Origin of the sequence: Dactylosporangium sp. NPDC049742 (assembly GCF_040674675.1) — a bacterium.
Classification (GTDB): domain Bacteria; phylum Actinomycetota; class Actinomycetes; order Mycobacteriales; family Micromonosporaceae; genus Dactylosporangium; species Dactylosporangium maewongense.
The window spans coordinates 121,913-138,320 of sequence record NZ_JBFANF010000032.1; the positions used below are offsets into that span (position 1 = coordinate 121,913).

14 protein-coding genes and 2 pseudogenes are annotated in these 16,408 nt (G+C 70.7%); 3 read left to right on the forward strand and 13 right to left on the reverse strand.

The annotated features are described in order from the left end of the window. Positions 1 to 169: 169 nt before the first annotated feature. The 12 genes and pseudogenes from AB0J72_RS33140 to AB0J72_RS33195 form a co-directional block, all read right to left on the reverse strand. A complete protein-coding gene (locus tag AB0J72_RS33140) occupies positions 170 to 2,347 on the reverse strand; it encodes a TIM-barrel domain-containing protein (RefSeq protein ID WP_363405462.1) in 2,178 nt (725 codons plus the stop codon). Continuing rightward, positions 2,344 to 3,414 (reverse strand): glycoside hydrolase family 15 protein, encoded by a 1,071-nt coding sequence (locus AB0J72_RS33145; RefSeq protein WP_363405464.1) that lies wholly within the window; start codon positions 3,412 to 3,414, stop codon positions 2,344 to 2,346. The genes AB0J72_RS33140 and AB0J72_RS33145 overlap by 4 nt, the downstream gene beginning before the upstream one ends. Before the next feature lie 40 nt (positions 3,415 to 3,454). Next, entirely contained in the window at positions 3,455 to 4,735 is a 1,281-nt protein-coding gene (locus AB0J72_RS33150) for a sugar ABC transporter substrate-binding protein (protein ID WP_363405466.1), read from the reverse strand. Positions 4,736 to 4,763: 28 nt separating this feature from the next. Further along, on the reverse strand, positions 4,764 to 5,567 hold the full coding sequence (locus AB0J72_RS33155; RefSeq protein ID WP_327002122.1) for a carbohydrate ABC transporter permease: 804 nt from the start codon (positions 5,565 to 5,567) through the stop codon (positions 4,764 to 4,766). Continuing rightward, on the reverse strand, positions 5,560 to 6,441 hold the full coding sequence (locus tag AB0J72_RS33160; RefSeq protein WP_344505344.1) for a sugar ABC transporter permease: 882 nt from the start codon (positions 6,439 to 6,441) through the stop codon (positions 5,560 to 5,562). The genes AB0J72_RS33155 and AB0J72_RS33160 overlap by 8 nt, the downstream gene beginning before the upstream one ends. After that, positions 6,441 to 7,865, reverse strand: coding sequence for an ROK family transcriptional regulator (locus AB0J72_RS33165; RefSeq protein ID WP_363405492.1), 1,425 nt, complete (start codon positions 7,863 to 7,865; stop codon positions 6,441 to 6,443). The genes AB0J72_RS33160 and AB0J72_RS33165 overlap by 1 nt, the downstream gene beginning before the upstream one ends. After that, a pseudogene (locus AB0J72_RS33170) lies at positions 7,860 to 8,025 on the reverse strand (IS1380 family transposase); the annotation flags it as partial. The gene AB0J72_RS33165 and the pseudogene AB0J72_RS33170, both read right to left, overlap by 6 nt. A gap of 587 nt (positions 8,026 to 8,612) precedes the next feature. Beyond that, positions 8,613 to 11,348 (reverse strand): FAD-binding and (Fe-S)-binding domain-containing protein, encoded by a 2,736-nt coding sequence (locus tag AB0J72_RS33175; protein ID WP_363405469.1) that lies wholly within the window; start codon positions 11,346 to 11,348, stop codon positions 8,613 to 8,615. A gap of 3 nt (positions 11,349 to 11,351) precedes the next feature. Then, positions 11,352 to 11,687 (reverse strand): hypothetical protein, encoded by a 336-nt coding sequence (locus AB0J72_RS33180; RefSeq protein WP_363405471.1) that lies wholly within the window; start codon positions 11,685 to 11,687, stop codon positions 11,352 to 11,354. A 259-nt stretch (positions 11,688 to 11,946) separates the two neighbouring features. Continuing rightward, positions 11,947 to 12,148, reverse strand: a pseudogene (locus tag AB0J72_RS33185) (transposase); the annotation flags it as partial. Between the two features lie 259 nt (positions 12,149 to 12,407). Further along, positions 12,408 to 12,605: a hypothetical protein gene (locus tag AB0J72_RS33190; RefSeq protein WP_363405473.1), complete on the reverse strand. Its 198-nt coding sequence runs from the start codon at positions 12,603 to 12,605 to the stop codon at positions 12,408 to 12,410. 67 nt (positions 12,606 to 12,672) lie between these two features. After that, complete coding sequence (locus tag AB0J72_RS33195; protein WP_363405475.1) at positions 12,673 to 13,119, reverse strand: Hsp20/alpha crystallin family protein; 447 nt, start codon at positions 13,117 to 13,119, stop codon at positions 12,673 to 12,675. 32 nt (positions 13,120 to 13,151) lie between these two features. Here AB0J72_RS33195 and AB0J72_RS33200 point away from each other — a divergent pair, with 32 nt between their 5' ends. The 3 genes from AB0J72_RS33200 to AB0J72_RS33210 all read left to right on the forward strand — a co-directional run bounded on the left by AB0J72_RS33200 (position 13,152) and on the right by AB0J72_RS33210 (position 15,739). Continuing rightward, positions 13,152 to 13,898: a hypothetical protein gene (locus AB0J72_RS33200; RefSeq protein WP_344505349.1), complete on the forward strand. Its 747-nt coding sequence runs from the start codon at positions 13,152 to 13,154 to the stop codon at positions 13,896 to 13,898. A 223-nt stretch (positions 13,899 to 14,121) separates the two neighbouring features. Then, entirely contained in the window at positions 14,122 to 14,802 is a 681-nt protein-coding gene (locus tag AB0J72_RS33205) for an IS6 family transposase (RefSeq protein WP_363405494.1), read from the forward strand. 574 nt (positions 14,803 to 15,376) lie between these two features. Next, entirely contained in the window at positions 15,377 to 15,739 is a 363-nt protein-coding gene (locus AB0J72_RS33210; RefSeq protein WP_363405478.1) for a cupin domain-containing protein, read from the forward strand. 32 nt (positions 15,740 to 15,771) lie between these two features. Here AB0J72_RS33210 and AB0J72_RS33215 read toward each other — a convergent pair whose 3' ends face one another. Further along, on the reverse strand, positions 15,772 to 15,951 hold the full coding sequence (locus AB0J72_RS33215; RefSeq protein ID WP_363405480.1) for a hypothetical protein: 180 nt from the start codon (positions 15,949 to 15,951) through the stop codon (positions 15,772 to 15,774). Positions 15,952 to 16,408: the final 457 nt, after the last annotated feature.

Genomic DNA, 16,408 nt, shown 5'->3' on the forward strand with positions numbered 1-16,408 from the left:
CCCCCGGCGTTATGGGCGGCGCAGTACAGCGGGCACACCGTCCTGCGGTTGCACCGCGAGGGCGCGATCAGCACCGATGTGCTGCACCGCATCCAGCGCGAGTTCGACCTCCAACATGCACTGCTGTGGGCGAGCCCTGAGGGAGATCAGGCGGCGTGGCGCGGCCGGGTCAACCGGAGGTGAACAGGCCGCGATGGCGTTCCGCTGTTTCCAGGCGGCACCAGACCGGGATCTCGTCGACCGGGGCCGGGACCTCCACCTCGCTGGCGCCGTCGAGCACCTGATGGGTCCGCAGGTCCAGCCAGCGTCCCGGCGGCAGGTAGGCCGGCCGGGTAGTCGCGCCCTCCGCGACCACCGGGGCGACCAGTAGGTCGTCGCCGAGCAGATAGTCGTACGGGTGCTGCCACGCGCGGGGGTCGTCCGGCGCGACCAGGCACACCGACCGCAGCAGCGGCCAGCCGGTCTCGATCGTCCGGGCCGCCGAGGACGCGAGGTAGGGCACCAGCCGCTCGCGCAGGTGCGCGTACCGGCGGAACACCGACAGCACCCGGGGGTCGCCGGTCTGTGCGGCGATGTTCCACGGGGTGCGGTCGCGGGACGGGGTGCGGTGGTGGTTGTACTCCGAGTGGTACTGCATGATCGGCAGGAGCGCCGACATCGCCGTGGCCCGCAGGTACAGCTCGGCGGAGGGGGCCGGTCCGGAGAATCCGGCCAGATCCCAGCCCCAGTAGACGATCCCGCACGCCGCCGCGGTGAGGCCGGCCCGCAGCGAGGACCGCATCGCCTCCCACGTGGAGTCCTCGTCGCCCGCCCAGAACAATCCGTGCGCCTGTGAGCCGGTGAAGCCGGCCCGGCTGAACGTGACCGGTGCCTTGCCGCACGAGCGCAGCACGGAACCGTACGCCGCGGCGTAGTGCACGGGGAAGCGGTTGTTGCCGGTGGCGCCGACCGAGCCGTCGGCGTAGCGCAGGTCGTGGCCCCATGCGTGTTCGCCGCCGTCGGTCTTGAACCCGTCGACCCCGACGTCTTCCACGAGGTAGCGCCGCTTCGCCAGCCACCAGTCGCGCGCCTCGGGGTTCGTGAGATCCGGCATGAGGGCCGTGGGGAACCACCAGCCGCGGTTGCGGTACGGCCTGCCGTCGCCCTCGCGCACCCCGTAGCCGCGGGCGACCATCGTGGCGGCGTCGGCGGCGCTCTGGCCGGTCGGGTGGGGGCGCATCTTCTGCAGGGGGATCTGCCACAGCACGACCTTGACGCCGTCGGCGTGCAGGTCGTCGACCATGCTCTTCGGGTCGGGCCAGGCGCCGTCCGGCGGGAAGGTGAAGTCGGCCAGGCGATGCGGGCGGCCGTCGTCGTGGACCTGGTACTGCGCGTCACGGAACGCCACGAACGTCGACTCGTCGCTCCAAGCCTCGACGACCACGACCCCGACCGGGATGTCGTGCGTGCGGTGCAGCGCCATCTCGGTGGTGACCCGCTCCTGGGTGTTCCACTCGTTGCCGCTGGCCCACAGCCGGAACACCCAGTCCGGCATGGGTTCGGGCCGGCCGACCTCGCCGAGCCACACGGCAAGGACGTCGCCGGGATCGCCGTCGTAGAAGCGCACGTCGAGGTGCCCCCCGGTGACGTCCGCCTCAATCCACAGCAGGTCGCCGACGTCGTACCAGGTCCGCTCGGCCGTGTCGACGTAAAACGCCCAGCCGTCGCCGCCGAGAACGTGCGCGAACGGCATCGGCAGGTACGTGCGCCCGGCCGAGCCCTGGCCCTTGTACTGCTCGAACACGGTCGCGTCGAGGGTGTGCCCGCGCTGGTCGAGCCGGTCGAAGCGTTCCCCGAACCCCACGACGTGCTCGTCGGCGGCGAGGCGCAGCGCGAACCGTACCCGGTGGACCTGGTCGGGGTCCACGAGCCAGGACGTGGTGCCGGGCTCGAGGCGGCTCGTTCCGTGGGTGGTGAGGGTGCCGCCGGTCGGCGACCAGGCCACCGCCTGGACGTCGAACCAGCGGGTGCGGCGGGTGCGGGTGCCGTCGGTGGCGATGAACCGGTACCGGACCGGGCGGCCGGCGGGCAGCGGCGGGCTGTCGGCGGCCCAGCGGACGCTGCGGCCCCGCTGCCCGGCCGCTGCCGTGGCGAGGTGCCCCTCTGCCCCAGCCGTCGGCCCGGTCGCGGCGCCCTCGCGGCGCAGGTCGAAGGCGCCGCCGTCCCACTCGCAGCGCACGGCGGTGACGGACGCGGCGGCCGCGACGCCGAGGTTCACCGGCTCGCCCGCGAGGGGACGCACCGGCAGGCGCTGGTCGATGGACGGCTGGTACGCGTGGCCGGAGCCGAAGGGCCGGTGCCGGATCACAGCGTCACCCCCAGTTCTGCGGCGAGGGACAGGTAGGCGGCGTGCGACCACAGCAGCGGGGTCGCGACCGGACCCCACCGTTCCAGCCACTCCTGGCGCTGCTGCGGGTGCAGCAGCCGGTCGCTGACCTGTTCCGGCAGGTCGCCGTTGTCCGCGGCGGTGCCGGCGATCCAGGCGAGCTGACGGCGGGCGTCGCCGGGGCGGCCGAGCCGGAGGTACGACTGCCCGAGCAGGCCCGCGAGGACCGGCCACCGCCCGCCGCCGTAGAACACGTCGGCCCGGAACCGGTGCACGCCGCCATCGTCGAGGAGGTCGCGTTCCACGGCGGCGACCGTGCGCCGCGCCGTGGCATCGTCCGCGAGGCGGAACGGGGCGACGGCGGCGAGGAGGCTGCCGTCGACGGCGTCGGAGCCGAGCCACTTGCGCAGCCGCCCGTCCACGCTGCCGTCCGCGGCGATGACCGCGGCGATCGCGTCGGCGGTGGACGATGCGGTACCGGCGTCACCGTCGGCGAGCAGGCCGGTGCGCAGCGCCGCGCGCAGCCCTGCCTCGACCGATGCGAGCGTAGCGACGTGGACCTGCTCGGCGTGCTCCTCCCACCAGTCGTAGCAGGGCAGCCGCCACGCGGCGCAGAGGTAGCGCACGGTGAGCGTGACCGCCCCTGCGAACGCGTGGTCGGTGCTGCCGTCGAGGTGTCGCTGCAACGCCCACAGCCAGGTGCCGTAGCCGTCGAGCTGGAAGTCCCACCAGGACTCGGACCCGTCGGCGCCGTCGAGCGTGTAGCGGGTGGGCAGGAAACGCGCCTGGTCGATCTCGTCGCCGGCGGTGAGGGCCGCGACGACGGCCTCGATCCGCTCCGCGCGGTCGGTCAGCACCCGGGCCGTCCACTCGTGGAAGGCCCGTGCCCCGTCGGCGATGCCGTGTGCCCGCATGCTCTCGGCGACGAACGCGCCGTCGCGCAGCCACGCGTAGCCGTACACCGCGAAGCTCGAACAGGCCGGGTAGGCGCCGCTCGGCGCCTGCTCGCGGGTGATCACCTTGATGCTGTGCTCGATCAGGTCGCGCATCTGCTGTTCCTTACGTTGCTGGGTTCGTCGTGACGTCGGGCTACAGCAGTGCGGTGACCTGCTTGGCCGCGTCGTCGAGGATCTTCTGCGGGTCCTCGCCGCCGGCCGCCTTGGTCAGGGCGTTGTTGACGATGTCCTGCATCTGCTGTTCCTTGGCGATGACCGGCAGCAGGGACTGCTTGCCCAGCGCGTCCATGACGGCCTTGCGGTTCGCCGGCGGTGTCTTGCTCAGGTAGCCGGACAGCTTCGAAGCGTCCGCGAGCGGCGGCAGCTCCCACGACGAGTTGATCCGCGCGGTCACCGTCTGCTCGGAGGTGGTGAGGTAGTTCAGCCAGCGGAACGCGGCGTCCTTGTGGCTGCTGGCCGCCGACACCGCCACGGCGTTCTGGAACACGGCGCTGGCCTTCTGCGCATCGCCGGGCTCGACGACGACGTCCCAGCCGAACGGTACGTCCTTGAGTGTGTCGAACTGCCAGTTGCCGTTGTGCCACATCGCGAGCTTGCCGGACTTGAACAGGTTGGTGTCGAAGTCGGGGGTGTTGCCGATCTCGGTCAGCGTCGGCATCGTGGTGCCGGACTTGCCGATAAGCCATTTCGCCGCGGCGACACCCTGCGGGCTGTTGAACGTGGCGGACTTGCCGTCGGGGCTGAGGAACGTGCCGCCGGCCTGGTTCACCGCCTTGTAGAACTCGTAGAAGCTGACCGGCTGGAAGTCGCCGTAGACGCCCTTGGCCTTGTTGGTGAGCTTCTGCGCGGCGGCTGCCTCGTCCGACCACTTCCAGTCGGACGTGGGGTAGGCCACGCCGGCGGCGTCGAACAGTGCCTTGTTGTAGATGAGCACGACGGTCGAGAAGGACTCGGGGAGTGCGTACTGCTTGCCGCCGTGCTTGAAGGCGTCGAGCGCGGCCGGCGAGAGCACCGACGGCTGCCACGCCTTGTCGTTGGCCGCCGGGCCAGCGAGATCGGCGAGGGAGCCGGCCTGGGCGTAGGTGACGAAGTTCTGGTAGTCCAGCTCGAAGGCGTCGGCGACGGTGCCGCCGGCGATCGAGGTCTGCAACTGGGTGAAGTAGTCCTTGTACGGCGCGGTCTGCACGGAGATCTTGACGTCCGGGTTGGCCTTCTCAAACGCGGCGACGATGCCGTTGAGGTCGTCCAGGTGGTCGGGCGCGGCGGAGAACGTCAGGTAGCGCACTGTGGTGACGCCCCCCTCGGAGGTGTCCTTGGTGGCGGAGCCCTTGGAGCATCCGGCCAGGACGAGAGCGGCGACGGTGATCAGAGCGGCGGCGGCCCGGTGTAACCGGAGCCGGGGACGAGCGGACATGGTGGGCCTCACAATCGGGGGTGTCTGGTTACTTGAGACCGGCCTGGGCGACGCTCTGCACGATGTGCTTCTGCGCCACGGCGTACAGGGCGAGGATGGGAACGATGCTGACCACCGAACCGGCCATGATGGCGTTCCACTGGACGGTGTATTCGCCGCTGAGGCTGGCCAGGCCCAGCGGCAGGGTCATGAACTCGCGGGAGCGGATGACCACGAGTGGCCACAGGAACGCGTTCCAGCTGGACATGAACGCGAACAGGCCGTAGGTCACCAGGGCGGGGCGGATCAGCGGGAGCGTGATCCGCAGGAAGATGCGGATGTGCCCGGCGCCGTCGACGAACGCGGCCTCGTCGAGTTCCTTCGGCAGCACGGCGACGGACTGGCGCAGCAGGAAGACGCCGAACGCGGAGGCGATCGTCGGCACGATGAGCGAGGCGTAGGTGTCGATCAGGTCGAACGCGCGCATCTCGATGAACAGCGGCACGACGAGCACCTGCATGGGGATCATCAGCGTCGCGAGGTACGCGACGAAGACGGCGTTCTTGCCGGGGAAGTCGAGCCGCGCGAAGGCGTAGGCCGCCGTGGAGCTGGTGATGAGCAGCAGCGCGGTGGAGACCAGGGCCAGCACGAGGCTGTTCACCGTGATCCGCCAGAACGGCAGGACCTCGAAGAGGGTGCGGTACCCGTCGAGGCCGGCCTTCTCGGGGATCAGGCGGGGCGTGGTGAGCACGTCACCGCCGGCGGTGATCGAGGTGACGAAGGTCCAGACGAACGGGAAGATCATGAGCAGCGCGCCGACGGCGAGCACCGCGATGAGCAGCCGCCTAGACATAGGTCACCCACCTGCGCTGCAGGCGCTGCTGGACCACGGTGACCAGCAGGATCAGCGCGAACAGCAGCAGGCTCAGGGCCGACGCGCCACCGGCGTCGCCGTAGCGGAACGTCAGGTCGTAGATCTCCTGGACCAGCGGCCGGGACGCGCCGGCGGGCCCGCCGCCGGTCATGACGTAGATCTGGTCGAAGACCTGGAATCCGCTGATCAGCGAGATCACCACCACGAAGTAGCTGGACGGGGTCAGCAGCGGGAACGTGACCCGCCAGAAGCTCTGCCATGCCGACGCGCCGTCGAGGCGGGCGGCCTCGAGGTACTCCTCTGGGATGCTCTGCAGACCGGCCAGCAGGATCACCATGACGAACCCGGCGTCCTTCCAGACCGACGCGACGACCGCGGACGGGATGGCCCATCCTGACGACGCCCACCACCCCGGGCCCGCGATGCCGACCGACTCCAGGGCGTGGTTGACCAGACCGTTGGCGGGGTTGAGCAGCCACTTCCAGGTCAGGGCGACGACCACCCAGCTGGTGACGACCGGCAGGAAGTACATCGAGCGCAGCAGGCTCCGCCCGGGGAACCGCCGGTTGAGTCCGACGGCGAGCGCCAGTCCCAGCAGGTAGACCAGCGGCAGGTACAGCGCCAGGAAGTACAGCGTGTGCAGCAGCGCGTCGCGGGTCTCCGCGTCGCCGAGCAGGCGGGTGAAGTTGTCCAGGCCCGTCCACCGCATCGGCGACTGCAGGTTCCAGCTGTGCAGGCTGATCCACGCCGCGCCGAGCATCGGCGCGATCGTGAACAGCAGCAGCGGCACGGCACTCGGCAGCAGGAAAAGCGCAACGATGCCGAACTTGCGCACACCGCGCGGGCCGACCATCAGTCCACCGTCCCGTCGGCGCCCTCGACGCTGCCATGCAGGCGGGCGACAACGAGGTTCGCCTGTTCGCCACCGAACCCGTCGAGGTCGAACGGCGCGGCGAGCACCAGCGCCGCCGCGCCCTGCGCCCAGCTGCTGTCGTCCCAGGTGTGCAGGACCACGGCGATGCCGTCACCGCCGCGGACCTGGCGGCGGGCGAACTCGGCGCGGAACGCGACGTCCCAGTGGATCCAGTGCGCCACGCCCTCGCCGGAGATGACGATCCGGTCCGGGTCGAACATGTTCGCGGCGCCGGCGACCGCCCGGCCGAGCAGCCGCCCGGCGTCGGCGAAGATCTCGGCCGCGAGCCGGTCGCCGCGATCGGCGGCCGTGACGAGCGCGGCGAACCCCTGCCGCGGACCGATCACGCCGCGCTCGCGGGCGATGCGCTCCAGTGCCGGCTCGCCGAGCCACGCCTCCAGGCAGCCGTGCCGCCCGCACTGACACGGCGGGCCCTGCTCGTCCATCGGCACGTGCCCGAACTCGCCCGCGCCGCCTCTGCCGCCCCGGTACACCGAGCGGTCGGCGACGATGCCCATGCCGATGCCGCGACCGATGGTCAGCACGAGGAAGTCGTCGGCCTCGCGGCCGTGACCGTAGAGCACCTCGGCGACGGCGAGGGCGTTGACGTCGTTCTCGACCACGACGGGCAACCCGAGCACGCCGCGCAGGTGCCGGCCGACCGGCAGCCGGCGCCACTGCAGGACGTCAGCGTCGACGGTGCCCTTGTCCGGGCGGGCCACGACGCCGGGCACCGCCACCCCGACGCCCAGCAGCTTCGGCAGGCCGGGGTCACTGTGCGTGTGGGTTGCCAGCTCGGCGGCCAGCCTGGGCAGCGCGTCGGGGGCCATCGCGTCGAACGCCAGCGTGGTGCTGCTGAGCATCTGCCCGTCGAGGCGGACGTTGACGATCGCGAGGTGGTCGGCCGCGACCTTGACCCCGAGCGCCCGGCCGGCCCCGCCGACGAGGCCGATGAGCGATCCGGGCCGCCCGCCGCTGGACGGCGCCTGCGCGACCTCCTCGACCATCCGCTGCTCCAGCAGCCGCCGCATGATCTGAGACACGGCCGTGGGGCTGAGCCCGAGCTCACGCGCGATGTCCGCGCGCGACGTCGGCCCGCGGCTCCCCAGGAGCGCGAGCACCGCCGACCGGGAGAGATCTCGGCCTGCCCCATGCTTCGCCAACGGCACTTCGTCCACCCACTTCATTAAGTTGCGATACAAAGTCGCACGCCGAACCTCCAACGTCAAGGACACGTTTCGGTAACCGGAGAGCCTGCGGGGCCGGGTCATCGCCTTGTGACCCGACTCGACTCCGATCGCCTCCGACAGGTGCGACGACCGCCGCCGGTGGGTACGACCGGGGCATCGACCCTGGTGGCGCATGCCCTCAATGGTGTCGAGCAAGCTCAGTTGGGCGCCGGGGGTGCGGCCGTTCGCGGCGGACGATGAACCGGGTCCCGGGTGGGTAGCCGTCGGCGGGGACGAGACCGGTCAGTTCGCAGACCTCCGCGCCGTCGCGGGGTTCGCCGTCGCTGTCGAGTGCCGGCACCCATTGCAGGTGCTGCTTGGCGGCCAGGATCGCCTGACGGATCGGTTCGGTGATCGCGACGCCGACGGAGAACCGGGTGTCCAGGCCGTGCTCGCGCAGGCCGCGGATGTGGGCGAGGAGGCCGTGGGTGCAGCCGGCGGAGTCCGAGCGGATCAGGATCGGCGTGCCGTGCCGCTGCCGCAACCCGGCCAAGGCGTCACCGCACGCCGCGGTCACCGCCGGCCGGACTGGCCGCCGCTACGACCAGCTCTGGCACCGCTGCGTCGCAGCGCTGCGGAGTGGCGCGAAGGGTTTGGCAATGCGGTCGCTGACGTCGAACCGTGAGACTGCGTGCATGGCGTATCCACGCGTCGGCGACTTCCCGCCGAGGGCGCGAGGGGGAACATCACTTCGTGGGCGTTTGTGCCCAACGGTGCCGGTGGCGCGCTGCTCGGCCCGGAGCTCATCACAGCTGCCAGCTGAGTCGGTGCTGGTCGATGCCGGCACGCAGGTGCCACTGGACACGGGCGGGGCCCGATGCGTTGAGCGTTGCCCGACGCCAGTCGCACCTTCTGATCCGTAGCGCTACTGGGTGCAGCCGCTCACGTCGGGCTCCCCGTGGCGGTGTCGAGCAGTTCGAGCAGGTGGTGGTAGGGGTGCCCGGTCGCGCGGGTCAACCCGATCTCGCAGGTTCGGTTGACCGAGGCATGCGTGGCGTAGTCGCCGCGGTTGACGGCGTCGGCCTCGGCGCGGGTTGCGGAGGCCGTCAGTTCCGGGTGCAGCAGACCGCGGTCGCCGGCGAACGCGCAGCATTGCCAGTCGTGGGGCACCTCGACCCGTTCGGCGATTGCTTCGGCGATGCGGGTGATCGCGGCATCGAGACCAAGCCGGGTAGAGGAGCAGGTGGGATGCAACGCCAGCGATGGCAGCCGGTGGGTGATGGTGAGGCGAGGCAGGATGTGCTCGGCGGTGAATGCGACCGCGTCGATCACCGCCGAGTCGTCGAGGAGCTTGTGGAAACCCTCCGTGCACGACGCCGCGTCGATGATCACCGGCAGCGTCGTGCCGGCCACGGCGGCCCGGACCCGGTCGCGCATGACGGCGTAGCCGGCGGGCAGGCCTTTGGACGACCACGGGGTGCCGCAGCACAGGTCGCCGATGCCTTCAGGAATGTGCAGCCGCAGGCCGGCGCGCTGCGCGAGACGTCGGATCGCGGTCATGACGCCAGCGCCGCCGGCGGCTGGTGCAAACATCGTGTTGAGACAGGACGGTAGGTAGACGGCGTCCGCGTCGTGCTGCGGTGCGGCACGGCGGCGGCCGCCGCCGGCCGGCAGATCCCGGCTCCAGCTCGGCAGGCCCGGCACGCGGGTGACTGCTTCCACCAGACCCGGCGGTGCGACCGCGGCGGCGTCGAGCGCGATGTTCATGGCTCGGGTGGCCGCGTCCCAGTGCCGTGCGGCGCCTGTCCATACCCGTTCGGCGATGCGGCCGTTGGCGTCCGCGCGGAGCCGTCTGGTCAGGTCGCCAGTATTGATGCCGACGGGACACGCGGTGGCGCACATTCCGTCGACGGCGCAGGTATCGACGGCCTCGTACTGATATTCCCGTTCGAGCTGACCGGCCAGCGTGGCATCACCTGCGCTGCGTGCCATGGCGAGTTCACGGCGCAGCACGATGCGCTGCCGCGGTGTGGTGGTGAGGTCCCGGCTGGGGCACACCGGTTCGCAGTAGCCGCATTCGACGCACCGGTCGACCTCGGCCTCGACGGTGACCACGGGTTTGAGATGGCGCAGATGAGCCTGCGGGTCGTCGGTGAGCAGCACTCCGGGGTTGAGCAGGCCGGCCGGGTCGCAGGCGCGTTTGACCTGCTGCATGACCTCGAACAGCTCGTCGCCGAACTGGCGCTGCACGAACGGGGCCATGACCCGGCCGGTGCCGTGTTCGGCCTTGAGGGTGCCGCCGCGAGCCAGGACCGCGTCGACCATCTCCTCGGTGAAGGCGGCGTACCGGCTGGTCTGGTCACCGGCGCCGAACTGCTCGTTGAGCATGAAGTGCAGATTGCCGTCCTTGGCGTGGCCGAAGATGACGCTGCGCTCGTAGCGGTGCCGGTCGAACAGTTGGTTGAGGTCGTCGCACAGCCCGGCGAGGGCCGGCACCGGAACGGCGACGTCCTCGAGCAGGGCGACGCTTCCGGTGGGGCGGTTGCCGGCGACGGTGGCGTAGAGGCCTTTGCGGATGTGCCACAGCGCCGCCCGCCCGGCCGGGTCCCGGCTGAGTTTCGGCGGTGTGCTCAGTCGCCGGGCCTGTTCTTCGCGGGCGGTGAGCTGCTCGTCGTCGGCTTCCTGCCATTCCACCAGCAGCGCGGCGTGCTGGTCGACGGTGAACCCGCGGAGCGCGGCGTCGGCTTGTGGGTCGAGTTGGGCGACGCGCAACGACTCGGCGTCGAGCAGCTCGATCGCGGCCGGGCCGGCGGCGACGAGTTCCGGCATGGCGGCCATGGCGGTGTGCAGGGTGTTGAAGACGATCAGGCCGGTGCTGGCCGCATGGTGCACCGGCACGGTGCGGAACACGGCTTCGGCGACGAACCCGAGCGTGCCTTCACTGCCGATGATCAGGTGAGCGAGGATCTGGACCGGGGTGTCGTGGTCCAGGAAGCTGTTGAGGCCGTACCCCATGGTGTTCTTCATGGCGTACTGTTCGGCGATCCGCCGGACGGAGTCGGGGTTGCCGCGGATGCGATCACGCAGCTGTTCCAGGGTGGTGGTGAGGCCCGGCTCGAAATGCCGCAGCCGTGCGTCGGCGTCGCCGGCCGCGGTGTCGATGACCGTGCCGGAGGGCAGTACCAGGGTCATCGATTCGCACGTGCGGTAAGCGTTGGCATGGGTGCCGCAGGTCATGCCGCTGGAGTTGTTGGCCACGACTCCACCGACGGTGCACGCGGCCTCGCTGGCCGGGTCCGGGCCGAGTTTGCGGCCGTAGCGGCTGAGCCGCGCGTTGACCTGCCGCAGCACCGCACCGGGCTGGACCCGGACACGGTCGCCGTTGTCGAGAATCTCGATGTTGCGGAAGTTGCGGCGTACGTCGACCAGCAGGTGGTCGGTGCCCGCCTGCCCGCTGAGGCTGGTGCCGCCGGACCGGAACGTGACTCCGAGACCGAGTTGGGCGCTGGCACGCATCAGCGCGCCGACGTGGGCGGCATCGTTCGCGACGACGACGGCCTGTGGGGTGAGCAGGTAGTGGGAGGCGTCGTGAGCCATGCCGAGCCGGTCGGACGCCCGGGTCCGCACGGACCCTGGCGCCAGCTGTTCCAGCGGTGCAAGCAGGGAGGAGTCGCTCATGGGTTACCGCCGTGGGTCGACGTGGATTTTCGGGCCCGGTCCGGCGTCGGCCGGCCGGTGTCCGGCGAACACCTCGGCGACCTCGTCGAGGCCGACGGTGGCGGCGACCGGGGGCCGCGGGTCGACGGATCCGTCCGCGTAGGCGGCGATGGTGCCGGCCAGGAATCGGCCGGCCGGGTCGACGGCCCCGTCGTTGAGCGCTCCAACCGCGGCAAGGGGCACTCCCACCCAGGGGTTGAGCAGGTCCGCGCCCGCTCCCGCACCCCCTGCAACGGCCACCCCGACGTGCGCACCCGCCGCACGGCCGCGCCACCGCCACTGCTGCCGACCCTCCGCCATGGCACCCATAGTGAGTGGTGCAACCACATCAGCACCATCAGCCACAAAGTCGGATGGGATCTGACTGGCCGACGGCCGGGGCCGCGACAGGAGCAAGGCAATCCGAACAGTGCTGCGACCAAGCCGTGCATCTGGCTGAACGCCGCGGTGCGGGCTTTGATCGCTCCGCGGCGCGCGACTCGTAGCGCCCGGATCGCCTCCACTGGTCCGCTGCGCGACTTCGGCACGCCGTTGGCTTCTCCGGACAGCGCTGCACGCGTGCGTCATACAGTGCGCGGTGACCACGCCGGTGCCCCGCGACCAGTGACAACGCCGGCAACGACCGCACCGGCCCGTCCGCGCACAGCACCGCGTCCGTCAACTCGAACAACGCATCAGCACGAGCCGTCCAAACAGCGGTACAACTCCCCGCGGAACCAGCCCAGATCCCCACCCGCACCACCACGCCCACCGTCAGGCACACTGATCCTCCGCAGCCTTGATCGGATCTTCTTCCCTAGACAAGAGGAATGGTGTCGGCGCTTGCTGCGCTTCGCGGACCGTGGCGGCACCGCGTGCGGCGGCCTGTCAGGCTGTTGTTCGTCGCACCCGGCACGACTCGGCCACCAGATGTCTCTCATCCCGCCGGCGGCATCGACCATGGTGCGATGCTGCCCGGGGACGCAGATGGTCGCTGGCCGGTGGCGTCATCGGACGCCACCGGCCAGCGGGTGGTTTCGGTCAGGTGTTGTCGCTGAGCGTCTGGTTTCGCCGCGTCGATGCCGGTGGCGGGCTGTCGGGCGGTGCCGGCCAGTTCGCGGTGGTGAGCGCCGTGAACTCGGTGTCGACGAAGTCGTGGTCGTGGCCGATGAGTTCAGCGAATGCGGCGTCGAATCCGCGGTCCCACTCTGGCGACAGTCCAGTATGCGCACCTGGCATCACCGATCACCTCCTCTCGTCCAGCGTGCCGTTGCTCCCGATCGTCCGGGAGCGTCACGGGTGGAAGTCAGCTGCCGAGGACCTTCTGGTCCGATCCGGTGTGCGCCGAGACGGTGATCTTGCGAGGCTTCGCCTTCTCCCGGACCGGGATCCGCAGCACCAGGACGCCGTTGCGGTAGGTGGCCTGGATCTTTTCGGTGTCCAAGGCGTCGCCGAGGAACAACTGGCGGGAGAACACTCCGAGCGGTCGTTCCGACAGGACCGCTCGGGCCTCGTCGCCGAGGTCGACCGGACGGCGCTCGCATCGCACGGTCAGCATGTTGCGCTCGACGTCCACGTCGATCGCGTCCTGGTCCACGCCCGGCAGGTCGAAGGCGATCACGAACTCATCGCCACTGCGGTACGCGTCGACCGGCATCGCTGCCGGATGCGACCAGGTTCCTGCGGACGACCCTCCCAGCAACTGCTGGGCAAGGCGGTGGACCTCGGTGAACGGTTCGCTGCGCATCAACATGACGACACCTCCTGCACTCGACGGAACAGTCAATGCGCGATACCGTGTTTCTATCACGTCGTCACTACGACGACAACCCTGTTGTCACCGGAATGACGACTTCTGCTGGAGGGTTTCTCATGGCGCAGCCGACCGTCTCGGGCCAGGACGAAACCGATGCCGCCGACACGCTCGCCAGGATCCTCGCCGCCGTCGCTGGCACAACAGCCGGCAAGCGAGCTGACCCGGACGAGCTCCTCAGCGCCCTGTCCCTGCTCCACGCGTTGCAGCAGCGGCTCGCGCGGTTTGAACCCGAACTGGTTGCCGCCGCCCGCCGGGCTGGCGTCAGCTGGCAGCGTCTGGCTCCCGCGATGGGCGTGACGAGCCGCCAAGCCGCCGAGCGGCGCTACCTCCGCATCGCCACCACCGGCACCGGCGATGGCACCGGCGGCACCCGGGAGGACCGCGTCCGCGCCGAACGCGATCAACGCGCCGGCACCCGGGCCGTGACCCGCTGGGCCAACGACCGCACCGCCGATCTCCGGCGCATCGCGGGCCAGGTCACCGCGCTCACCGACCTGCCCGTCGAAGCCGCTGGCGACCTCGACGACCTGCACGCCGCTCTCGGCGCCCCTGACGCCGCCATGCTGCCCGACCGACTTGCTGCCGTACGGCAGCACCTCACCGACCACCATCTCCACCTGGCCAGCCAGATCGACCAGGTCACGACCGCCACGAACGACGTCCGCCACGCCACACAACAGCAACGCGACCAACACGGCGGCGGGACGCAGACCTAACTTGATCTTCAACCTGTGCGGCGTGGCCGAGGGCTGGTCGACTTCTTCTTTCCAGGTTTCGGTTTGCCGGGTTCGTTGCTGGTGACGGTGTGGGGCGCTGTTGCGTTAACCGATCGTCAAGATCGGTCACCGCAGAACTTTCAGCGGGCGGGGTCCGATGCGTTGAGCGTTCCCACGTCAGGCAGGCTTGGACGGTGAACTCTCGACCCGTCGGCGTCCGCCCCTGCCACCACGGTCGGCGTTCGCCGGGTTCCGGCTCCCGCCCGACGTCGTCATGGTCGCCGTCCGGCTCTACCTGCGGTACAACCTGTCTTACCGCGACGTCGAGGAACTCCTTGTCGAGCGGGGTGTCGAGGTCGATCACGTCACCGTTTTCCGGTGGGTGCAACGCTTCACCCCGCTGCTGGCTGACGCGGCCCGGTTCTGCCGGCACGCACCCGCTGGCAGGTGGTACGTCGACGAGACGTATGTGAAGGTCAGCGGTGTCTGGCGGTACGTGTACCGCGCAGTGGATCAGTACGGGCAGGTCATCGATGTGCTGGTCTCCGCCCGCCGCGACGCTGCTGCGGCACGGCGGTTCTTCCGCCGGGCGATGACCATGTTGAAGGTGCGACCCACCGAGGTGGTCACTGACGCGGCGCCGGTGTACCCGGCGGTGCTCGATGAGCTGGTGCCGTCGGCGTGGCACCACGTCGAACGGCATGCCAACAACCGGGTAGAAGCGGACCACAGCCAGCTCAAGCACCGGCTCAGACCGATGCGCGGGCTGCGGACCGCACAGACGATCATCGCCGGGCACGCCTTCATGCAGAACCTGCGCCGCGGCCACTACGAACTCGGGCTGGACGCCCCGCGTGGGCTCCGCGTCGCTGCGGCGTTCACCGAACTCGGCGGCGCCACCTGACACAGGCGGAGACACCGGGCCCGCTGCGCCATCCGATCAGACAACGCAACGGCGCCCCGGAAACAATTGCCGCGGCTCCGCGCATGTCGTGCACCGTTGCAGCCTGGTCCGGAACGGGCTGCGCTGACAGGGCCGGTCGACCCCGACCGGGCGTGCCTTCCGGCCCTGCTGTTGGCTGCGTGGATGACCGCCAGAGCCGGTCGGCGTGCTGGTGCGGCCTGGGCTCAGCCCGTGCTCGCCGGGGTAGCGCCGTTCCCGGTCCGTCTCCGACAGCGTCTGCAGGCTGCGGGCCCGGCCCGACGGGGTGGCGGGCCGGCCGGACCGGGCCCACAACCGGCAGCGCCTCTGGACGGATCGAGGCGTACCACTCCACGGTCACTCGCAGCGGGCCGCGCCGGCAGGGCCGAACGTCCCGACGCCCGCCCGCATGGCACAGCCGCAGCGGCGCGGCGACGGGTGACGCGCGTGATCACCACAGCGACAGGGCCAACCGGACGCCCGCCGCATGCCCTTCGGCTCTACACGGCCGGCGGTCGCAGCCATAGCGTCGGACGCAGCATCGAGGAGGCGTGCCATGCGTGACACAGCCCGCAGGGCGACCATCATGACCCCGGTCGACATCAACCAGCTTGCCTGGGTCCCGGTCGACGCATGCCGAGGCGTCCACGTGAAGCAGCTCGGCGAGGAGGACGGCTGCGTCGCCGCGCTCATCGCCTACCAGCCCGGCGCGACGACACCGGGTCTTGCGCACCCGGAGGCCCAGCACCATATCTGGGTGGTCTCGGGTCAGGCGTCGGTGGCGGGTCGGCGGTTGCGCGCGGGCGGCTACGCCCACGTGCCGGAGGGCTCGGTCCATCCCATCGAGGCAGGGACGTCCGGCTGTGTCCTGCTGCAGCTGTACATCCCGTACCGCGCTCGGCACGCCGCGATGGCGTGAGCGCGCCTCCCTGGCCGGTGTCCGGTCTCAGGTCACGACCCGCGGGACGGGGTCCTGATCCGGTTGAACGCACGCTCGCCCGCGTCACGTGGGTGGTCGCCGGCGGCGATGCGGACCAGCGCCGGGACCGGCGGGACTGGGTACGTGTGCTGCACGGACCCCGAGCCGCTGTTGAGCCAGTTCCACTGGTAGGCGACACGCGACGGGATCACGACTGTGCCCGGCGACTCCGTGGTGGCGGGTGTGCCAACCGGCTGCGCCGACGACGGCGGGAGTGTGGTTGACGCTGCCGCCACCGGGTGGACCCGCCCGACATCGGCTGGCCGCCCGGCGGCGGCTGCCCGCATCCCGCCGGCGCGACCAGGACCACCGTCAGTGCCGCGACGACTGCTGCGGCACGCACGACACGCATGCGATCCTCCCGTCCACGTGCGCGGACACCTCACCGTCCATCGCACGGCTGCACCACGTCCGCGCCAAGGGACGACCCGCCCGCAGCGGGGAGTCGTTCGGCCCCGGCACGGTTCGTGGCTGGAGTGCGTCGCGGCGCCGGGCGAGGCACCACGACGCACCTGACCCGGGCACTCTTTGGGAGGCCCGGGTCAGGGTGGTTCATGTGGATGGGTGTCAGGCGTTGACGAGCTCCCTGTCGGTGGTCTCAGGGACGGC